Origin of the sequence: Paludisphaera borealis, assembly GCF_001956985.1 — a bacterium.
In the GTDB taxonomy this organism is placed as follows: domain Bacteria; phylum Planctomycetota; class Planctomycetia; order Isosphaerales; family Isosphaeraceae; genus Paludisphaera; species Paludisphaera borealis.
Map to the genome: position 1 here is coordinate 1,967,392 of NZ_CP019082.1, position 21,769 is coordinate 1,989,160.

Below are 21,769 nucleotides of genomic sequence, written 5' to 3' on the forward strand. Positions count from 1 at the left end.
CCCAATCGTCCGCGACCCTCGATGAAATCAATCCAGGACGGCGATCACCCGATCGCCGGGTTTTCCGAAAGCATGACACGGCTGACATCGAATCCGAAATCTGATCCCCCCTCGGCCTACCGCCCGGGTCCGCACTGGGCCGCGGTTTTCGCCGCGGTCTTCACGCTGCCGCTGCTATTTGTAGGCGGCTCAGTGACGACCTACCGCGTGGGGCTCGCGGTCCCCGACTGGCCGACGACGTTCGGCATTAACATGTTCCTGTACGACTTCTGGAACGCCCCGTTCGGCGTTCGGGTCGAACATACGCACCGGCTCTACGGCGCTGCCGTGGGCCTGGCCACGGTCGGGCTCTGCGTCTGGTTCCTGATGTTCGAGTCCCGGCGATGGATGAAGGCGCTCGGAGTGGTCGCCCTGGTCGTCGTTATCGTCCAGGGGATTCTGGGCGGGACCCGTGTGACGCAGGTCTCGACGCTGCTGGCGGCCTTGCACGGCTGTCTCGGCCAGGCCTTCTTCGCGCTGACGACGGCCCTCGCCGTGACGACCGGGCGGGACTGGCTGAGCGACGCGCGACCGTCGGCCGACGTCGCCCGCCTGAGAACGCATTCGGCCCTCAACCTCGCCTTGATTTACGCTCAGGTGGTGCTCGGGGCGACGGTCCGGCACCTCGGCGGCCTATCGCCGGCGCTGGTCCACGGCGGCCTGGCCCTGGCGATCTGGGTCTCGACGGCCGTCTTCCTGCACCGCGCCCGGCGTGCCTCGGCGCCGCCTTCGGTCGTGCGCGCGGCCTGGGCTCAGGTGGCGATCGCGTCGCTCCAGATCGTCCTGGGAATCGCGTCGTTCATCACGCTCTTGCCGTTCGACGGCTACCCGCGGGCCGTCGGTTTTTATCAGGCGGTCGTCCGCACAGGGCATCAGACCAATGGGGCGGTGCTGTTGGCCGCGTCGTTGGTGCTGACCTTGCGCGCGTTCCGCCGGCTGGGGCCGTCGTCCCCGCCCGAATCCGCCTCGTCCCCTTCGTCTCCGTCCGCACAGGTCCCTTTGGAGGTGCTCGCTTGAAATCCGCAGTTTCCGTAAGCCAGGACACCCTCGTTTCTCCGTCCGCCGACGCCGCTCTGGCGGCCGCGGTCGGGGGCCGAGCCTCGGCTTACCTGTCGCTCACGAAGCCTCGCATCGTGCTCATGGTTCTGATCACGGTCGGGGTCGGCTTCCTGCTGGGAGCCCGCGGCAGCGCTCATCCGATGACGTTCACCCTCACCCTCCTGGGCACCGGGCTCGTGGCCGGCGGCGCCAGCACTCTCAACCAGTATCTGGAACGATCGCGCGACGCCCTGATGAGGCGGACGGCCCGTCGAGCCTTGCCGAGCGGTCGGCTGGCCTCCCCCGAAGCCGCGATCTTCGGGGCGGCCTTGGGCCTGATTGGAACGCTCATCCTGCTGGTCGGCGTCAACGGGCTGGCGGCGGCGACGGCCTTGGTCACTCTCTTGCTTTATGTTTACGTCTACACGCCTCTGAAACCTTACACGACGTTGAACACGGCCATCGGCGCGGTGCCGGGCGCGCTGCCGCCGGTGATCGGTTGGACGGCCGCCACGGGAAGTCTGAGCATCGAAGCCTGGGTGCTGTTCCTGATCGTCTTCCTCTGGCAGTTCCCGCACTTTCTGGCGATCGCCTGGATCTACCGCGACGACTACGCGCGGGGTGGAATGAAGATGCTTCCTGGGGTCGATCCGCGGGGGACGATGACCGGCCGCCAGTCGACGCTCTACGCATTGGCCCTGGTGCCGGCGGGTCTGCTGCCGTCGATCGTGGGGTTGGCCGGTCCGTTCTATTTCGTCGGAGCGATGATCCTCGGCCTGGCCTACCTGGAGTCGGCGGCCCGGTTCTGGTCGTGCGTGAACGACGCGACGGCCCGCCGTCTGCTTCGCGCCTCGATCGTGTATCTGCCGGCGGTCTTGCTGCTGCTCGTTCTGAATCCCATGCCGGCCTGACCTGACCGACGCGCGATCGGCGCGGGTCGCTTCGTTTTCCTCCTCGGTTTCGTCTCAGGGGTTTCCACCACGATGGCACACGCCGACGTCTCGACCACTTCCGAAGCCGGCCACGGCCGCTCGACCGGCCATCACGCTCCGGCTACGGCCGGCAAGGTGGCCGTGTGGCTGTTCCTGGCGACCGAGATCATGTTCTTCACGGGCCTGATCGGCTCGTACATCGTCCTCCGCGCGGGAAGCTCGTCGCGGGGGTACAGCAACCTCTACCCGCCGACGACCAACATCGCCGAACTCGAGAAGACCCACGGCGTGGTCATCAAGGCGGTCGGCGGCGCGCCGGAACAGGTCGCCCACGCGATCGAGGGGGCGACCGGGATGACCCCCGTCGAGGTCGAGAAGGTCCTTGAAGCGGTCCCTCACGCGGTCGTCGCCCGGCTGAGCGCCGCCAAGGCCCATGCGCTGCTCGAACAGCTTGAGTCCCAAGGGGCGAAGGCCGAGACCGAAGAGCTGGTGACGCACAACTGGCCCAAGCCCTACGACCCGATGACCAACCCGCTGAGCATCGACCTGACGGCCGCCAACACGTTCGTCCTGATCTGTTCGTCGGTGACGATGGTGCTGGCCCTCGCGGCGATCCAGCAGGGCAAGAAGGGGAAATGCTCCGCATACCTCCTGGCCACGGTGGTGATCGGATCAGTGTTCGTCGGCGTGCAGGTCTTCGAGTATTATCAGCTCATGGTCGGCCACCACTACCCGCCCGGGATCAGCGCGACCGGGCATTTCCGGCCCGACGTCAGCCTGTTCGCCTCGTGCTTCTTCGCCATGACCGGGTTCCACGGCCTGCACGTCTCGATCGGCGTCCTCGCGCTGTTCCTGGTGTTCCTCCAGTCGCTCACAGGCAAGTACAATCCGGCGAACTACGCGACGATCGAGCACGTCGGCCTCTACTGGCACTTCGTCGACCTCGTCTGGATCATCCTGTTCACGATCGTTTATCTCGTCTGACCGAAGTCAACGCCGTCCCGAGGACCCCGCTCATGAGCGACCAAGCCGCCGCGATCTCCCCGAGCGAAGCCGCCGAGCTCGAAGTCGAGTCGCATACTCCGTACCTCAAGGTCTGGTTCGGGCTGCTCGTGTTCACCCTCGTCGAGTATTTCTACGCCCGAATTTTCATGGATCATTTCACGTTCCTGATCCTCGGCCTCTTGTTCCTGGCGATCGTCAAGGCCTGCATGGTCGGTTGGTACTTCATGCACCTGAAGTTCGAGAAGCCCTGGGTCTATCTCATGATCGTCCCCGCCCTGGTCTTCGCGGCGATCTTGACCCTCGCGCTGTGCCCCGACATGGTTCTGAAGTACGATGAGGCTGAGGACGAGGCGAACGAACCGCAAACGACCACGGCCCACTTGATCGGCGAGCGGCCCTCGTTCGCCGTCGCGACCGTCGTCAACCCTCACTAACACCATCCCATCGCAACCCTCTCTCCGGTTTGCTAGACAGCCAGGCGGCGTTATCGTGGAATCGGCCTATCGGCGCGGATCGCTCATCGTCTTGTTCACGGTTCTGGCCTCGGGCCTGCTCTGCCTGGCGACGGCCCGGGGGCCGCGCGGCGGGGCTTCAGCGGCTCAGGATCTCGGCGATGGAGCCTACGACCTCGGCGCATTCCACCTGACCGAGCGGTCGGGCGACGCGGTCACCGACGCGACCCTCGCCGACCGAGTCTGGATCGGTTCGTTCATCTTCACGCGCTGCCAGCTCTCATGTCCTCGGATCACGAGCATCATGAGGAGCCTTCAGGAGCGGCTCGCGGGCGACGACGTCCTGCTCGTCAGCCTCTCGGTCGATCCCGACCACGACACCCCGGCCATCCTGGCCGACTACGCCAAGCGGTTCGGCGCGATCGCCGGGCGGTGGTTGTTTTTGACCGGCGACCACGACGCCATCTACGAGATGATCGCCAAGCGGTTCCATCTCACGGCGCTGGCCAACCCGGCCCCCGACCCCGACGGCAAGGACGAGGCGATCGTCCACAGCGACCGCCTGGCCCTGGTCGACCGCGGCCGGATCGTCGGCCTGTTCGATTCCCAGGATTCGAAGGCCCTCGACGAACTGATCTCCCAGGCCAAACGCCGCGCCTTGCCGCGTTGGGTTCGCGCGCTCCCCGCCGTCAACGCCAGCCTCAACGGCCTCTGCACGATCCTCTTGCTCACCGGCTGGGTGCTCATCCGCCGTCCCGGGTCGGATCGATCGACCCGCGTCGCCCCCGCCGTCTTCTCGGCGTCCGACGCGCTTCATCACCCGGCCACGCGCGGCCACGTGATCGCGATGGCCCTGGCCGTCACGGCCGCCGCCCTGTTCCTGGGATCGTACCTCTTCTACCACTTTCACGCCGGTAGCGTGGCCTTTCGGGGACAGGGTTCGACCCGCTGGCTCTACTTCACGATCCTGCTCTCGCACACAGTGCTCGCCACCCTCGGCGTCGCGCCGCTCGTGCTCATCACGCTCTACCGCGCCCTGCGCGGCGACTTCGCACGCCACGCCCGGCTCGGCCAGCTCACCTTCCCCATCTGGCTCTACGTCTCGATCACGGGCGTCGTCATCTACTTGATGCTCTATCAGATGCCTGTCTCGACCTCGACCTCGAGCTACTGATCCGGGCTCTCGTCCTTGCGCAACCCAACTCATCCCGGGTGCGGGTTGCGGCGATTCGGCTTGACAAGATCTCCAGCCGGCCCAGAGAATGATGGTAGGTTTACTGCAACCAATCGCACTCGCGTTAACCGATCCTGTGACAGGGTTATGTCCACTAAATAGGGAATCCCGGAAAATGTTCGATCCTTTTTCCGGTGGTTTCGTATCATAATCCTAATTCCTTGAGCGAGACTGCGTAGAGACAGAGGAGCAAGGATCGTCGCCGTTTTGGTCGACTGCATGTTGCGACGCAACGGTGCTTGACGTTCATCTGGAATTCTCTTCGCGATGAGCATCCATGCGACTTCCCGTTTCAGTCCGTGGCTTATCCGCTGGCATTCGACGACGTAAGTCGCGGGGGCCGACGCTTGAATATTTTGAACGGCGGATCTTGCTCTCGACGTTCACGGTCGAGAACACGGCGGACGACGGCGCGGGCTCGCTGCGCTGGGCGATCCTCCAGGTCAACGCCGACACGTCGCCGAGCACGATCCAGTTCGCCATTCCGGGCGCGGGGGTGCGGACGATCGCGCTGACCTCGGCCCTTGAGCCGATCATCCACCCGGTGACGATCGACGCTCGGACGCAGCCGGCCTATTCGGGCCAACCGCTCGTCAAGCTCGACGGGTCGGCCTTGCCGATGATTCAGAACGGCCTGGTGATCTCGGCCGGCGACAGCACGGTGGCCGGCCTGATCATCTCGGGGTTCCAGGGCGCGGGCATCCTCCTGACCACGGGAGGCGGGAACCTCGTCGCTTCGAACTACATCGGAGTCGGTCCCCAGGGGGTCTCCGCGCAGCCCAACGGCGACGGCGTGGTGATCCTCGCGTCGTCGCACAACACGATCGGCGGCGGGACCGGCGCGGGAAATCTGATCTCCGGCAACCAAGGCAACGGCGTCAAGATCACGGGCACGTCGCTCGATACGATCGGCAACCAGGTCTCGGGCAATCTCATCGGCACGACGCTCGACGGCTTGCGATCGCTGGGCAACGGGTCGGACGGCGTTCTGCTCTCGGGAGGCCGCGGCGCGATCATCGGCGGGATGGGCCCCAGGCTGGGCAACGTGATCTCCGGCAACAAGGGGAACGGCCTGGAGCTGAATTCCGGCGCGCGCGAGAGCCAGATCACGGGGAACGCGATCGGTCTGGCGATCGACGGGGTGCACGCCGTGGCCAACCTTCGCGACGGGGTGCTGCTCAACTCCGCGCCGGCGAACACGATCGGCGGGCTCACGTCCCAGGCGGCCAACCAGATCTCCGGCAACAACGGCAGCGGCATACGAACGCAGGTCGACACGACCGGCCTGGTGGTCCAGGGCAACCAGATCGGCACCGACGCCTCGGGCCGGCTGGTCCTGGGCAATCTCGGCAACGGCCTCACTCTCGGCACCGGATCGAACTCGATCGGCGGGATGAGCATGGGGGCCGGCAACACCATCGCGTACAATGGCACGGGCGCGGTCGGGTCGGGCGTCCAGCTCATGGGACTCGTCACCGGCGTGACGATCCTCTCCAACTCGATCCACCACAACGCCAATCTCGGCATCAACTTCGGCGACGGACCGACCCTCAATCATCCGACGATCCATGGTCCCGGGCCTAACAACTGGCAGAACTACCCGATCCTGTCGACGGCCCAGAGCGACGGCCAGGCGACGCTGGCCGAGGGGACCCTCTCGGGCGGAGCGTCGCAGTCGTACACGATCCAGTTTTTCTGGAGCGATCTGCCCGATCCCTCGGGGTTCGGCGAGGGAAAACTGTATCTCGGGTCGATTTCGGTTACGACCGACGCGGCCGGCGCGGCGACCTTCAAGCTGCCGACGCTCGGTGCCGTTGCGCCCGGCGGGTTTATTTCGGCGACCGCCACCGACGCCCAGGGCGACACGTCCGAGTTCTCGCAAGCCGTGCTCGTCCAACCCGTCTCCGACGTCAGCGTCCAGCTCACGGCGAATCCCAACCCCGCGTCCCCGGGCGCGGCGATCACGTATACGGCGACCGTCAAGAACACCGGCAATCTCATCGCCCATCACGTCGTCCTGACCGCTCAGCTCCCCATGGGAGCGACGATCGGCTCGTCGTCGGGCTCGCAGGGGTCGTCGCCCGTCATCCAGGGAGGGACGCTCACCGCCGCCCTGGGCTCACTGTTGCCGGGAGCGTCGGCCGTCGTGGTCGTCGTGGTTCAACCCCCGGCTGGTTACTTGGGGAACCTCGTCAGCACGGCTCAGGTGACGATGGATGAGGTCGACGCTCATCCCGGCGACAACTCGACGAGCGTCTCGGTCCGCATCGCGACGACGGCCGACCTGAACCTCAAGCTGACCGCCGGGCCCCCCTCGGGCCACGTCGGCGACCTCCTCACCTACGAGCTGACCGTCTCGAACGCGGGACCGGACCCGGCGTCGAACGCGGTCCTCATCCTCCCCTTCGCCAGCAACACCTCGTATGTGAGCGCCTCGGGAACGCAAGGGGCGGGCGTGTTGCAGTCGGACCGGCTGATCGTCAATCTGGGCTCGATCGCGTCGGGCGGCCAGGCTCGGATCACGGTCGTCCTGAAGGCGACGGGCCTGGGGACGATCGCCTCGACCGCGAGCGTCACGAGCGACGCCTACGATCCGAATCTGAACGACGACTTCGCGAGCCTGGCGACGATGATTCGCCCCCAGGCCGACCTCCGGCTCGTCATGCAAGCGCCCCCGGTCGCCGCCGACGGCTACAACGTCGTGTACGGGGTGACGATTTTCAACGCGGGTCCCGACGCCGCCGAGGGCGTCACGATCCAGGATCTGTTGCCGTCGCGGACGGCGTACGTGGCAGCCTCGGTCGACGGCGGCGGCGCGGTGAGCTTCGCGAACGGGATCGTCACGGCGGTCGTCGGCCACCTGGCCAGCGGCGCATCGACGACCCTCTGGATCGTCGCGGTTCCCAGCTTGTCCGTGGGGACGACTCTGATTAACGCGGCCCACGTCGGAAGCACGGTCGACGACCCCAACGACGCCGACAACTCCGACTGGCGCCAGACGCCCGTCCGCCCCCTCGGCGACCTGGCCGTGGCCATGCTCCCCATGTCGCCGTCGGCGCCGCGCGGCCAGCCGGCGACGTTCGGCGTTCTGGTCGTCAATCAGGGCCCTTCGACCGAACCGAACGCCGTGCTCTCGATCCCGCTTCCCGACTGGGCGAATTTTGTGTCGGCCTCGTCCAACCAGGGCGCGCCGCCGGCGCTCGCCGGCGGGGTTCTCACCGCGCGGCTGGGGACGTTGGAGCCGGGCGGAATGGCGCGGCTGACGCTCGTGTTGACTCCCAAAACTTCAGCGACGGGTCCGTTCACGGTCACGGCCGCCGTGCAGGGCGACGACGCGGATTTCAACCAGGTCAACAACACGGCCGTCGCAAGCGTCACGCTCGCGCCGTCGTCCGACCTGTCGGTCGTCGTGACGCCGCCGTCCGGGCCCGTGCACGAGCGGTCGATCTTCGCCTACTCGGTGGTCGTGACCGCGAACGGGCCCGACGACGCTACCGGAGTGGCGATCCGGGCGCCGTTGCCGGCCGGCGTCGAGTTCGTCTCCGCCGCGTCGAGCCAGGGACCGCCGCCGCAGCTCGACGCGGGAATTGTCGTCGCGCAGGTCGGAAGCCTTGCCGTCGGTCAGTCGGCGGCCTTGACCGTCTTCGTTCGGCCGACCGCCCCGGCCGACTCGACTCTGTCGCTGCCGGGCTCGGCGGTCGAGGACCCGTTCAATCCGACTTCCGGCGTCGCCTCTCCCGCCAACGTCATGGTCCAGCCGACGGTCGACCTCGCCGTCAGCCTGACGTCCTTGCAGGCTCAGACCGACGTCGGCCAGTACGTCACCTGGGTTTCGAGCGTCGCCAACTGGGGGCCGTCACCAGCCACGGGCGTCGTCCTCAACCTGCCGCTGGCGAACGCCTGGGCCTACGTCGCCTCGACGACCACTCAGGGGTTCGTTCAGAGCGCCGCCGGCCAGGTCTCGGTCCAACTGGGGACCCTGGCGCCCGGGGCCGTCGCGACCGTCGTGCTCGTTTTGACGCCGACCGTCGCCGGAACGAGCAGCCTGTCGGCCCTCGTCGGGGGCGATCAGTACGATCTGAACCCGGCCGACGATCAGGCCTCCGCGACCGTCACGGTCCAGGAGTCGCCCGGGGCGATCGAGTTCTCGCAGCCTTCCTTCAGCGTGCCCGAGAACGCCGGCTTGGCGACGATCCCCGTCTATCGCACCCTGGGCGCGCGCGGGACGGTGACGGTGCCGTACGCGACGTTCGGCGGCAACGCGACGCCCGGGATCGATTACCTGCCGGTATCGGGCGTTTTGTCGTTCGGCCCCGGCGAGACTGTCAAGTACATCACGGTTCCGGTCCTCCCCAACCCGCACGACAACCACGACGAGGGCGTCGGACTTTACCTCGGAGCGCCGACCGGCGGCGCCGTGCTCGGCGGCCGTTACGCCGTCCCTCTTACGATTCAAGACATCGATCCCGACTTCACCCCGCCGCAGGTCCAATGGGTCCACCTGAACGGCGACTCGACATCGATCACAAGTCTGACGATCGGCTTCAGCGAGCCCCTCAGCCCCGGCCCGGCCTTCAGCAGCACGGGTTACGGCATTCTCGATCTCGGCGCGAGCGGCGTCTACGGGGCGGGCGACAACAGTTGGATCGCGTTCTCCGCGCCCAGCTACGATCCGTCGTCCCAGACCGTCACGATCACGCCCACCCAGCCGCTGACCACTGGCCGTAATTACGCAATCCGACTCGTGGGGACCGGTCCCTCCGCGATCACCGACCTCGCCGGCAATCCGCTCGGCGGCGGTGTCGACTATGCGAGCCTGTTCGCCCGGGGGGCGTCGCTGAACTATACGGACTCCATCGGCAATCTGGTCTCGTTCCAGGTCACCGGCGGCGGGTTCCTGGACGTCACGCGGAACGTCGCGGGCGACGCCCAGGTCGTGACGCTCCAGCAGGGCGCGCCGGGATATTCCGTCCTCTCGGGCAGCGTCGCCCGGCAGTACGGGCGCGGCACCGGCGTCACGGCGGTGGGCGCCATCGAGGGTTTGGGCGCGTTCGGGCAGATCCGCGTCAACCTCAAGAGTCCGCCGTTCCTCGTCAAAAACTATCCGTTCGCGCTTTCGACCGGCAAGCCGATCCCGGGAGCGAGCCGGCAACCGATCAACCCGCGCGTCCCCCCCATTCGACCGAGGCCCGTCGCCGTCCGCCCGGTCCCCGCGCCAAAGGTCGTCGCGCTCCGCCACCGCTGAGCCGAACGCTCGGGAAGCTTGCCTCCAGACACCTAAGCGTCTAGAGTAAGGTGAACGAGCGCCGCCGTCGACTTGACCGCCGGCGCGACAACGACCGGAGATCTCGCTCGCGGAGCCTGTATCATGCGATGGATTCGACGTCGGGCCTGGCTTTCGATCTGCGTCGCATCACTCGCCTTCGCCCTCACAATCTCGGGCAAGGCCTCGGCATGCCCCAATTGCAAGGAAGCCGTCTCCGCCCAGCCGGCCGACGTCGCGCGCATGGCCGACGGCTACAACTGGAGCGTCATGTTCATGATCGGGGTTCCCTTCACCATGCTCGGGGCAGGCGCCGTCGCCGTCCGACGCGCCGTCAAGCTGGGCGTCCTGCCCGAGATGTAACAGCCGATCAGCCGGACCGGAGCCGTCCCGCCGGCGTATTCTGGGCCAGGTCGTCGATCATGTCGCGCACCGCCTGCTCGACGGCCCGCTGCCACTCGCCCTTGAACCGATCACGATAGGCGGCCTTCGCATAAGCGAAGGTGATCCCGCGCGAGCTGTTCACGAGCGCGCCCTGCCCGTTCTCATCGAAGCCGGCCGCGATCGCCTGCGCCGTGCCCCCCTGCGTGCCGTACCCCGGAACGAGCAACAAGACCCCCGGAAGATCCGCCCGAAGCTGGGCCAGTTCTTGAGGATACGTCGCCCCGACCACGGCCCCCAGAAGGTTGTAGCCTTCCGCCCCCTGATGCCCCTGCCCCCAGCCCTTCAGCCGATTCGCCACGTGTCGGTACACTGGGAGGCCGTCGCAAACCAGATCCTGAAAGTCGCCGGCCGAGGCGTTGCTCGTCCGCACGAGGACGAACACGCCCTTCTGCTCGCGCGAGGCGATCTTGACGAACGGCGCGATTCCGTCGGTCCCCAGGTAGGGATTGATCGTCATCGCGTCGACGTCCCAGGCCGGCTCGAACGACCCGCCGACTGGAACCTTGCCTAGATAGGCGCGCGCGTAAGCCTCGGCCGTCGTGCCGATGTCGTTCCGCTTGCCGTCGAAGATCACCAGGACGTCGTACTTCCGCGCGTGCTCGATGGTGTCGCGCAGCGCCGCGAGCCCCTCCGGCCCATACGCCTCATAGAACGCCGACTGAAATTTGATCACTGGCGCGAGCGGCGCAACGACGTCGACGATCGCGCACCCGAAAGCCCGAAGCGCGTCCGCGACCCCCTTCCGGTCGTCCGGGAAGCCGTCCAGGAAGCCTGGAGGCAGTTCCTCGGGCCGTGGATCGATCCCCGCGACGATCGGATTTCCCTTCGCCCGCACAGCCAACACCACTCGGTCGGCGAATTCCACGCCTTATCCTCCCGTACCGCGATTGACAGATCCCGTCGATAACTTACAATAAACCGTCGACTGGGAACAACCGGCACTGAACAGTGAATGGTTTTTCTCAAAAGACGATCGGGGCGTAGCGCAGCTTGGCTAGCGCGCTAGCTTGGGGTGCTAGAGGTCAGGGGTTCAAATCCCCTCGCCCCGACTTAATGAATGGGTTAAAGAAACAAGGGCTCGCGTCGCTTCGACGCGAGCCCTTGTTTCGTTTCACGTTGCGGACGTCCGCTCCGCCCCTGCTGTGGCTCGGGTTGAGGATCTCGTTCCTCCTGAACGGGTCGGCGATGCGGGGCGACGGCCTGAATTGGGCCTCGCGACGGTGTTCCCGTCCATGCGGGAAACTGGCTCGGCATCGCCGCAGGTCGCGATGCGGTGATTCGCACCGAGTCCGGGCCGAGCCGAGTTTTTCCGCATCATGCCGACCGAACTTGCCGAAGGAGAGGCATGACTCGCCGGCCGGGAGCGGTTAGGATGAACCTTGGCGAGGCAGTGGACGGGTCGGGATGATGGCGCTACACCGCGATCCGGTTGGCCATCGCCCAGCGAGGTCGTCGACCTCCGCGCCCTCGAACGAACGTCGGGGCCGCGAGCCATCGCGGTCGCAGCGGGAATCTCAGCCAGAGGTCGTCGCATGCTCACCTTCACCGGAAGAGGCCAGGTCGCCACGTGCGGCGGCGTGACCCGTCGCGATTTCCTTCAGGTCGGCGCGCTGGGCGCCCTGGGGTTTTCGCTCCCGCACCTGATGGCCGCGAGGGCGGCCGGGGCGGTTAAACCGGGGCACGACGACCGGTCGTGCATCATGATCTTCAACCTCGGCGCACCGAGCAACATGGACCTCTGGGACATGAAGCCGGACGCTCCGGCCGAGATCCGAGGGCCGTTCAAGCCGGTCCAGACCACGATTCCGGGCTACCAGTTCTCGGAGATCCTGCCCGGCCACGCCCGGCTCGCCGACAAGATCTCGCTGGTCCGGTCGGTGCACCACGGCGGGGCCGCGGTCCACGACGCCGGCTGGCAGATGATGCAGACCGGGCGGCTGTTCACCGGGGGCGTCAACACACCGCACGTCGGGGCCGTCGTGAGCTATCTCCAGGGCCGGAAGACCGACCTTCCCCCGTTCGCCGTCCTGCCCGAGCTGATGGGCCGAGGCGGCGGCAACATGCCCAACGGGCAGGCCGGCGGATTCCTCGGCAAGGCCCACGATCCGTTCGAGTTGCACGCCGACCCGTCGAAACCGGGTTTCCGTGTGCCCGACCTTCTGCCTCCCCAGGAGATCGGGACGGTCCGACTCGACCGTCGCCGGAAGATCCGCGACCTCGTGGACAACGCCGTCGACCTGTTCGAGTCGAGCGAAAGCGCGGCGATCCTGGACGACAACTTCCAGTCGGCGTTCCGCTTGATGACCAGCACCCAGGCGCGCGAAGCGTTCGATCTGTCGCAAGAGCCCCAACAGGTCCGCGATCGGTACGGCATGACCCGGTTCGGCCAGAGCTGCCTGCTCGCCCGCCGGCTGATCGAGAACGGCGTCCGGTTCGTGACGATCAACACGTTCCTGACCGTGTTCGACGAGATCACCTGGGACATCCACGGCTCTAAGCCGTTCACGTCGATCGAAGGCATGCGCGACATTGTTTGCCCACTGTACGACCAGGGGTACAGCGCGTTGATCGAGGATCTTGACCAGCGCGGGCTGCTCGACGCGACGTTGGTCTGCAACCTGGCCGAGTTCGGCCGAACGCCCCGCGTGAACCCCGCCGGCGGACGCGACCACTGGCCCCAGTGCTTCACCGTGGGCTTCGCAGGCGGCGGGGTCAAGGGGGGGCGGATTGTGGGGGCGAGCGACCCGATCGGCGCGGTGCCCGCGGACCGGCCCGTCGAGCCGCCCGACGTCGCGGCGACGATCTTCCACAGCCTCGGTCTGAACCTCGAAACTCAGCTCCCCGGCCCGGCCGGTCGACCGTTCCCGATCGTGGACTTCGGCCATCGCGAGATCCGAGAGCTGTTCTGATCCCCCACCGTCGATGAGGTGACGCGCATGTGGAACGTCTGGATCTGGTCGTACTCGATCGCCGTTCTGATCGCCTTCCAAGGCGGCGCCCGGGCGGGAGCTGACGGCCTCGTCCTGCTCCCCTCCGAGGTCGCGCTCGGGACGTCGGAAAGCGCGCAGTCGATGCTCCTCCAGGAGACGGTCAACGGTGAAGTCGCTCGGCGCTTGACCGACGGAATCGAATGGTCGTCGAGCAACCCAAAGGTCGCCACCGTGACGGACGGCCTGGTGAAGCCGGCAGGCGACGGAGAGGCCGTCGTGTCGGCCAAGGCCGGCGATCGATCCGCCTCGGCCAAAATCGTCGTGTCCGGCATGGGCCGGCCGATCGAGCGGAGCTTTCGCAACCAGGTCGAGCCGATCTTCGCCAAGATGGGCTGCAACACCGGCGCGTGTCACGGGGCCCTCGCCGGCAAGGGGGGCTTCCGGCTCTCGCTCAACGGCTTCGACCCGGCGTCCGACTGCTTCAATATCGTCAAGCTCGATCGCGGGCGACGGGTCGAACTCTCCGATCCCGGCCGCAGCCTCGTTCTCGCGAAGCCGTCCGGGGCCATCCCTCACAAGGGGGGGCTCCGATTCTCGACCGACACGCGGGAATACCGGATCATCGCCGACTGGATCGCCTCCGGTGCCGTCCCCCCGGCCGACTCCGACCCCCGCGTCGAGGCGTTGGAGGTCTTGCCCGGCAGCTCGATCCACCGGGTTGGCGAGTCGCAACCGATCCTCGTCCGCGCCCGCTCCAGCGACGGCCGGTCTGAAGACGTCACCCGCTGGGTGAAATGGTCGTCGGCCGATGAGTCGGTCTGCCGGGTCGACGATCAGGGGATCGCATCCGTCGTCGGACCGGGCGAGGGGGCCGTGATCGCCTGGTATGCGAGCAAGATCGCCATCGCCCGCATCACGGTTCCCTATGGCGACGGAACGCCCGCCGTCAAGGAAGGCATCGTCGTCGATGTTCGTAAGCCGCGCAATTTCATCGACGAGCTGATCGACAAGCAGCTCGCCCGGCTGAATCTGCCCGCCGCGCCGGCCTGCGACGACGCCGAGTTCGTCCGCCGCGCCTGGATCGACACGGTCGGCCGGCCGCCGACCACCGACGAAGTCCGCGAGTTCCTGGCGAAGACCGCGCCGGACAAGCGAGACGCGCTGATCGACGAGTTGCTCGCCAGACCGGAGTTCGCCGATTACTGGACCTACAAGTGGTCCGACGTGCTGACGCTCACGAGCACGCGACTGCTCCCGCCGTCGGTCAAATCGTATTACACTTGGCTCCACAAGCATGTGGCGGCCAATACGCCCTGGGACAAGCTGGTCCGCGAGATCCTGGTCGCGACCGGCGAGAGCCTCGAGAACGGGGCCACTAACTTCTACGGCCTCAGCCAATCGCCCGAGGAGATGACCGAGAACGCCAGCCAGGCGTTTTTGGGCCTGTCCATCGGCTGCGCCAAATGCCACAACCACCCGCTCGAAAAATGGACCAACGACCAGTATTACGCGATGGCCAACCTGTTCGCGCGAGTGAAGGCCAAGGGCTGGGGCGGCGACGCCGGCGCGGGCGACGGCAAGCGGACGCTCTACGTCGCGCAGTCCGGCGACCTGATCCAGCCGAGGACCGGCAAGCCGCAGCCGCCGACGCCGCTCGACGGCCGGCCGCTGGCGATGGACGATCCCTCGGATCGCCGGGCGAGCCTGGCCGACTGGCTGACCGCTCCCGACAACCCCTACTTCGCCCGGGCGATCACCAATCGCGTCTGGGCCAATTTCTTCGGCGTCGGCCTGGTCGAGAAGGTGGATGACGTCCGGCTCTCGAACCCCGCGAGCAACGAGGCGTTGCTCAAAGCGGCGGCCGACGACCTGGTCAAGAACAAGTTCGACCTCAAGACCCTGATGAAGTCGATCCTCCGGTCAAACGCCTACCAGAGATCGAGCCGTCCTCTGCCAGGCAACAAAGGCGATCATCGCTTCTATTCACGGTACTACCCGCGCCGGATGATGGCCGAAGTCCTCCACGACGCCATCGTGCAGGTCACCCAGGTCCCGACGAAATTTGAGAACATCCTCGTTCCCGGCGGGTCCAAGCAGAAGACCGATTTCTATCCGCCGGGCACCCGGGCGATCCAGCTCTACGACGCCTCGGTCGACAATTACTTCCTGCAATCGTTCGGCCGAAACCCGCGCCGGATCGTCTGCGAATGCGACCGCTCGGCCGAGCCTTCGATCGTCCAGGTTCTCCACCTCACGAACGGCGACACCCTGAATGAGAAGCTGAGCGCGAAGGGCAACCGGGTCGAAAGGTTGCTCAGCCTGCGGAAGCAGGGGATGTCCGAGGCTGCGATCGTCGACGAGATCTACCTGGCTTGCCTGAGCCGCTATCCGACCGGCGCGGAGCGCAGCCGGTTAGTCGCGATGCTCCCCCCGCCCGGCGACCCGGACGAGCGGCCCGTCGTCGAAGACGTTCTCTGGGGCCTGCTGAGCAGCCGGGAATTCCTGTTCAACCACTAACGAGGTTTGCTGTTGCGACGCAGACAGATGTGGCCGACGTCACTTCTCTCCTTGCGGGAGAAGGCATGCTCGCGGCAGCCGATTCTGATAGCCCCATGCAAGTCCGGTTGAATCCCCTACTCAGACTCTCAGGACGCCTTCTCATGTTGCGATCCCTGGTCGTGGCCACTCTCCTGACGGCGACTCCGACCCGGGCGGCCGATGATTCGCCGGCCGTCGACTATGCGTCCCAGGTCGCGCCGATTCTTCAGAAGTATTGCGCGGGCTGCCACAACGACGAGGAGCGCGAGGGGGAGTTCTCTTTGGAGTCCTTCGCGTCGTTGCAGAAAGGAACCGAGCACGGCCCGGCGTTCAAGGCCGGCGACGCGGCGTCGAGCCGGATGATCCGCGTGCTGACCGGGGCCGCGAAGCCGATCATGCCGCCGAAAGGCGAGCCCAAGCCGGGCGACCCGGAGATTGCAACGCTCAAGGCCTGGATCAACGCGGGCGCGCCGGCGCCGAAAGGTGACCCGGCCGACCGCCCGGCCCTGGTCGTCCCCAAGATCGCTTCGCGAGCGAAGGCCCGGCCGGTCACGGCGGTCGCCTCCACGCGCGACGGCAAGTGGCTGGCGGTCGCGCGCTTCGGCAGGGTCGAACTGCACGCGGCCTCGGGCGACGGCCCCACTCCGGACGACAAACCCAAACGCGTGCTGAACGACTTCCCCGGCAAGGTCACCGCCGTCCATTTTTCGAGCGACGGCGCCCGCCTGGCGACCGCCTCGGGGGTCGTCGGCCTCGAAGGCGAGGCGGCTCTCTGGAATCCCGAGGACGGCTCGCTGATCAGCCGATTCCGGGGCCATCGCGATCTCCTCTTCGACGCCGAGCTTTCCCCCGACGGCAAGGTTCTGGCCACGGCCGGATACGACCGGACGATCCGACTCTGGGATGTGGATACCGGCAAGTCGCTACGGACCCTCGAAGGCCACAACGGGGCCGTCTACAAGGTGTCGTTCAGCCCCGACGGTCGGTTTCTGGCGACCTCGAGCGCGGACGACACCTGCAAGGTCTGGCGGATCGAGGACGGCCTGCGGCTGGACACGCTCCCGCAGCCGCTCAAGGAGGAATACGCCTGCGCCTTCAGCCCGGACGGCCGCGCGATCGTCGCCGGGGGGGCTGACAACACGATCCGCGTCTGGGATTTCGTGTCGACCGACCGGCCGAGGATCAATCCGATGGTCCTGGCTCGGTTCGCCCACGAGGGGCCGATCGTCCAGCTTGCGTTCACTCCGGACGGCTCGCGACTCGTCACCACCGCCGAGGACCGGACCATCAAGGTCTGGGACGCCGCCGATTACTCGGAACTTCAGCTCTGGGAGAATCAGCCGGACGTCGCAACAGCTCTCGCGGTCGCCGGCGACGGCAAGTCGTTCTGGGTCGGCCGGATGGACGGAACGTCGTCGCGTTATCCGCTGCCGGCCGCTCGTGAGCGAAAGAACGACGCTCGGGTTGTGAAAGACGCCTCGGCCGCGCCCGTTCGCGACGTAGTCGAGGCCAAGCGGGTCGCGGAGCACGAGCCCAACAACGCCGTCGAGCAGGCGAACGAGTTGGAGCTTCCCGCGATCGCCGCCGGGACCATCGGCGGGGGCAAGGACGGCTGGGCCGACATCGACCTCTATCGTTTCTTGGCGAAGGCCGGAGAGCCCCTGGTTCTGGAAGTCGAGGCGGCGCGAACCGGCTCGAAGCTCGACTCGTTCGTCGAGGTTCTCGACGCTAAAGGCAAGCGCATCGAGCGCGTCCGACTTCAGGCGGTCCGCGAATCGTACTTCACGTTCCGGGGCAAGGACGACGGCACGGTCAACGATTTCCGCCTCTTCAGCCAGGACGAGATGCATTTGAATGAGTATCTCTTCACCAACGGCGAAGTCGTGAAGCTCTGGCTCTATCCGAGGGGTCCGGATTCCGGATTCGGCGTTTATCCCGGCCAGGGGAATCGGTGGGGCTACTTCGACACCACCCCACTCGCCCACGCCCTCGGCGAGCCGTGCTACGTGGTCCAGGCGCATCCGCCCGGCACTGAACTGGTCCCCAACGGACTGCCGGTCTTTCCCTTGTACTATGAGAACGACGACGAGTCGCATCGCGAACTCGGCAAGGACTCGAAGCTCTATTTCAACGCCCCGGCCGACGGCTCGTACCTGGCGAGAATCCGGGACGTCCGGGGCCTGGATGGAGCCGACCTCCGGTACACGCTGACGATCCGTCCGAGTCGCCCCGACTTCCGGGTCGAGTTCACTCCGCTGAAGACCGCGATCGAAGCGGGCGGGGCCCAGGAATTCCGGGTCAAGGCGCAGCGGATCGACGGCTTCGAAGGTCCGATCCGCATCGATGTCGACGGCCTTCCGCCGGGCTTCTCCGTCACGACGCCGCTGGTGATCGAGGAGGGCCAGGTCGAGGCCTTGGGCGTTGTCTCCGCGAAGGTCGACGCCAAGGCGCCCTCACCCGACCAGGCCAAGGCGGGCAAGGTCACGGCGTCGGCCGTGATCGGCGGTCGCGAGTTGAGCCACCCGGTCGGCGCCCTCGGTGAAGTCAAACTGGCCGACAAGCCCCAGTTGACCCTCGCGATCCGGCCGGCCGAGGGGGGCGCGAAGCCGGTCCGCGACTCGGCCGACGGGCCGCTGGAGTTCGAGATCCATCCCGGCCAGACGATCGAGCTCAAGGTCGTGCTGGAGCGGAACGGACATGCCGGGCCGGTTTCCCTGGGCAACGAAGGGGCGGGCCGCAACCTGCCTCACGGGGTCTACGTCGACAACATCGGACTCAACGGCCTGCTGATCACCGAGAAGCAGAACGAGCGCACCTTCTTCGTCACGGCCGACCAATCCGTCCCCCATCAAACCCGCTCGTTCCACTTGACCACCGCCGCGGCGGGAGGTCAGGCCAGCCACCCCGTAGTCCTCCACGTGCGCTGACCGCCCCCCTGCTCCGCCTCCTTTCCAGAGCATAGGAAAATACGCATGTCCGTTCGAATCGCCGAGCTTCACGACGTTCACGATGCGGCGAGCGTGATCCACGAGCATCTCTCGCCCGCGCCGCTTGTTCGTTCGTATGCTCTCGAACGGGAACTCGGCTTGCCGGCCGGTCGCAGGGTCTGGATCAAGGACTACGGCTGGACGCCGGTGGGCTCGTTCAAGGTGCTGGGCGCTCTGAACTGGGTCGCTCGAAACCTGGCTCGCATCGGCGACAGACCGATCGCGGCCCATTCCTCCGGGAACTTCGCATCGGGGATCGCCTTCGCCGGAATGACGTACGGCAAGCGCGTGATCGTCGTCATGCCCGAGTCCGCGCCCCAGGTGAAGTTCGCCCTGACCCGTTCCTTCGGCGCGGACGTCCGCACGTACGACATCGCCCGCGATCACGAGACCGGCGAGCGCGATCGATTGACGCGCGAGATCGCTGAACAGGAGAACGCCATCCAGGCCTCCCCCTACGACGACGCCGACGTGATCGCCGGCAACGGCGTGGGAGGATTGGAGATCGTCGAGGAGTTGAAGCGACAGGGCCGGGGCGTCTCTCACTTCTTCTGCCAGGTCAGCGGCGGCGGCCTGATGGCCGGACACGCCCTGGCGATCGCGTCGGGCTTTCCCCAGGCCGAGATCATCGGCGTCGAACCCGAGGGCGCGGACGACTTCCGACGCTCGCTGGTCTCCGGCGCCCGCACGCGACTCGAACACCCCACCAGCATCTGCGACGGCCTGCTCTCCTACGACGTCGGCGAGCACAACTTGCCCATCCTGCTGCAGTACGTGAGAACCGCCGTCGCGATCCCGGACCACTCCACGCGGCAAGCCATGAAATGGCTCGACACCGCCCACGGATTGCGGACGGAACCCTCGGGAGCCATCACCACCGCAGCCCTCCTCGCCCACCGCGCCAGCCTCGACGGCGAGGGCGACGTCGTCGTCGTCCTCAGCGGTCGCAACGTCGACGGCCTGCGGTTCCGTGAGTGGACCGCCGACCTTTAGGGGCTGTCCACGAACAAAGTCCAATCGTCGAGTCGAAGAAACTCACTACGGCGGGCTCGGAGAATTCAAGAGAGGGACTGACGCAACGGATTGACCTTGCCGAGTCCTTCTCGATTCCTCTCCTCAACCGCGCCTTATTCTCCGTGGTGAACCTGAATTCCTTCGACCCCTCGTTTCGACTCCACACTTTATGTTGAAAGTTCTCCGTAGACGCCCCCGCCCTGGCGTTCCCCTTGAGATGCGAGACGGTCCGTCGCCGCCGAAGGATCACGCGCGGGGGAACCATTCGGGAAGTATTGCATTTAAACGCTTTTTTAAAACCTCCGCCGTGGTATGATACATGAAAGGCGCCATGCCCGAGGTCCATGTTCGTCGTTCGCGGGTTTACATGTAAGCGATTGATGTAAATGGAACGGCCTCCAAAGCTCGGATCGACCGTGGCTCGCAGATCATCGACCGCGACGGAGCTGGAGCGATGCCGACGATCCTCGCATGCACTTGCGGCAGTTCGGTGTCGGTCCAATCGCCTTCCAGAGCTGGGAAAGTGCGATACTCGACCTGCGGGAAGATTCTGATTTTTCCGAATCCGCACGCATCCGATCTCAATCGCCGTAGGTCTGCGTCTCCCACGGTTCCTCCCCCGTTGCCGGTTCCTGGTCGAATGCCTCCTCCCGTGGCAGGCACACACTTCGCTCGACGCTTCTCTCGAATTCCCTTGCTTGAGCTTCTGGTCAGGGTTGCGGGGGGGAGCAAGGGATCGTCGACGGCGAGCCGGGCGACGATCATCGGGCTTGGGTCGCTGGAGGTTGCATTTCCTCCGCCGCGAGGCGGGAGAATCGCCCAACTGGATCCCAACTCGGGGCCGCCCGAGCCGGACCGGGCGACGGCACGCGCCGCCGAGGCGCCTGCATTGAGCACCCGCGAGATCGTTGCTCGATCCGAGGCTTCCGTGGCCTTGATTCGAGGTCGGGACGGCATGGGGACCGGCTTCCTCGCTCGACGAAGAATTCTGATCACGAATGCACACGTCATTCGGGGCGAATTGATAGGATCGCTCGAAATCCACTTCCCGGGAGCCGACGATGGGCTCAAGGGGCTGCTCGCCGCCCGCTTGCTCGACCTCGACGAGGACTCCCCACGCGACCTCGCCATCCTTGAGGTCGCGACCGACCTGCCGCCTCTGCCGCTGGCGGAAGCCTATGCCTTTCGCAAAGGTGAAGACATAACGGTCATCGGCAATCCAGGGCTGGGTGCAACGGTCACGTTCGAGAACGCGCTGACCCATGGCGTCCTGAGCACGCAGACGAAACTGGGTGACCAGCGCTTCTACCAGCTCGGGGCCGCGATCAATCCAGGAAAACTCGGGAGGGCCGGCGATCGATTCGCACGACTCGGTGATCGGGATCGTCACGGCGACCGCCCGAAAGGAACAAGCGATCAGGTTCTGCGTTCCGATCGACGTCGCCATCAACATGCTGACGTAAATGGATCGGATCGACCAGGACGCGCGGACCGGGATCGAGAGAAAGCACAACGTCGAGCCTTGCTCGTCGCCTCCACGCCGTGGGCTCCGGCTATATCGCGGTGCTGGATATTTATGCATCGGGCATCGAGGCCACGGCCGCCCGGGGAGATTCCGCGCAGTCGGCGCTGAACGAGGCCGTGGAGATGATCGCCCGCGCTTCCGCCCGTCCCGACTTTTCCGTGCCGCGCGAAGTCGAGGACGAACTCGAAAAACCTGGATCTCGCGCGGCCGCGTCGCCGCTTGCTGGAGGAACTCCGGGCCGTCGCCCTTGAACTCAAGGAACTCGTGCAGTCGCCTCAAGGGACGGCCGTCCCCCTCCGAAGGTCGATCGCGGACCTCAAGAAACGTTTTGTCCTGTGCGCCCGCCTGCTCGAAGATGACCTGGCCGT

Annotated in this window: 13 protein-coding genes and 1 tRNA gene; 13 read left to right on the forward strand and 1 reads right to left on the reverse strand. The window is 66.3% G+C overall.

Features of this window, described 5'->3' with window-relative positions; translation table 11 throughout:
- Nucleotides 1-21: 21 nt before the first annotated feature.
- From BSF38_RS07760 to BSF38_RS07790, 7 genes are all read left to right on the forward strand, one after another.
- A complete protein-coding gene (locus BSF38_RS07760) occupies nucleotides 22-1,056 on the forward strand; it encodes a COX15/CtaA family protein (protein WP_237170788.1) in 1,035 nt (344 codons plus the stop codon).
- Nucleotides 1,053-1,988 carry a heme o synthase gene (gene cyoE / locus BSF38_RS07765; protein ID WP_076344492.1) on the forward strand — a complete coding sequence of 312 codons (936 nt, stop codon included), beginning with the start codon at nucleotides 1,053-1,055 and terminating at the stop codon, nucleotides 1,986-1,988. Before BSF38_RS07760 ends, cyoE begins: the two co-directional genes overlap by 4 nt.
- A gap of 72 nt (nucleotides 1,989-2,060) precedes the next feature.
- A complete protein-coding gene (locus BSF38_RS07770) occupies nucleotides 2,061-2,993 on the forward strand; it encodes a cytochrome c oxidase subunit 3 (protein ID WP_076344494.1) in 933 nt (310 codons plus the stop codon).
- Nucleotides 2,994-3,025: 32 nt separating this feature from the next.
- Entirely contained in the window at nucleotides 3,026-3,448 is a 423-nt protein-coding gene (locus BSF38_RS07775; RefSeq protein ID WP_076344496.1) for a cytochrome C oxidase subunit IV family protein, read from the forward strand.
- 55 nt (nucleotides 3,449-3,503) lie between these two features.
- Entirely contained in the window at nucleotides 3,504-4,640 is a 1,137-nt protein-coding gene (locus BSF38_RS07780) for a DUF420 domain-containing protein (protein ID WP_076344498.1), read from the forward strand.
- Between the two features lie 430 nt (nucleotides 4,641-5,070).
- Nucleotides 5,071-9,945, forward strand: a complete 4,875-nt coding sequence (locus BSF38_RS07785; RefSeq protein ID WP_076344500.1) for a Calx-beta domain-containing protein — start codon at nucleotides 5,071-5,073, stop codon at nucleotides 9,943-9,945.
- Nucleotides 9,946-10,068: 123 nt separating this feature from the next.
- Nucleotides 10,069-10,326: a hypothetical protein gene (locus tag BSF38_RS07790; protein ID WP_076344502.1), complete on the forward strand. Its 258-nt coding sequence runs from the start codon at nucleotides 10,069-10,071 to the stop codon at nucleotides 10,324-10,326.
- A 7-nt stretch (nucleotides 10,327-10,333) separates the two neighbouring features.
- On the opposite strand, the gene pyrF is transcribed toward BSF38_RS07790, so the two are convergent.
- Nucleotides 10,334-11,272, reverse strand: a complete 939-nt coding sequence (pyrF, locus tag BSF38_RS07795; protein WP_076344504.1) for an orotidine-5'-phosphate decarboxylase — start codon at nucleotides 11,270-11,272, stop codon at nucleotides 10,334-10,336.
- Between the two features lie 109 nt (nucleotides 11,273-11,381).
- Between pyrF and BSF38_RS07800 the strand changes: the two genes are divergently transcribed.
- The 6 genes from BSF38_RS07800 to BSF38_RS07825 all read left to right on the forward strand — a co-directional run bounded on the left by BSF38_RS07800 (nucleotide 11,382) and on the right by BSF38_RS07825 (nucleotide 21,509).
- Nucleotides 11,382-11,456 (forward strand) — tRNA-Pro (locus tag BSF38_RS07800).
- A gap of 483 nt (nucleotides 11,457-11,939) precedes the next feature.
- Nucleotides 11,940-13,316 (forward strand): DUF1501 domain-containing protein, encoded by a 1,377-nt coding sequence (locus BSF38_RS07805; protein ID WP_076344506.1) that lies wholly within the window; start codon nucleotides 11,940-11,942, stop codon nucleotides 13,314-13,316.
- 27 nt (nucleotides 13,317-13,343) lie between these two features.
- Nucleotides 13,344-15,854: a DUF1549 domain-containing protein gene (locus tag BSF38_RS07810; protein WP_076344508.1), complete on the forward strand. Its 2,511-nt coding sequence runs from the start codon at nucleotides 13,344-13,346 to the stop codon at nucleotides 15,852-15,854.
- Nucleotides 15,855-15,997: 143 nt separating this feature from the next.
- A complete protein-coding gene (locus BSF38_RS07815) occupies nucleotides 15,998-18,802 on the forward strand; it encodes a c-type cytochrome domain-containing protein (RefSeq protein WP_076344510.1) in 2,805 nt (934 codons plus the stop codon).
- A 45-nt stretch (nucleotides 18,803-18,847) separates the two neighbouring features.
- Nucleotides 18,848-19,855 (forward strand): threonine ammonia-lyase, encoded by a 1,008-nt coding sequence (locus tag BSF38_RS07820; RefSeq protein ID WP_076344512.1) that lies wholly within the window; start codon nucleotides 18,848-18,850, stop codon nucleotides 19,853-19,855.
- Between the two features lie 715 nt (nucleotides 19,856-20,570).
- On the forward strand, nucleotides 20,571-21,509 hold the full coding sequence (locus BSF38_RS07825) for a S1 family peptidase (protein WP_076344514.1): 939 nt from the start codon (nucleotides 20,571-20,573) through the stop codon (nucleotides 21,507-21,509).
- Nucleotides 21,510-21,769 lie beyond the last annotated feature (260 nt).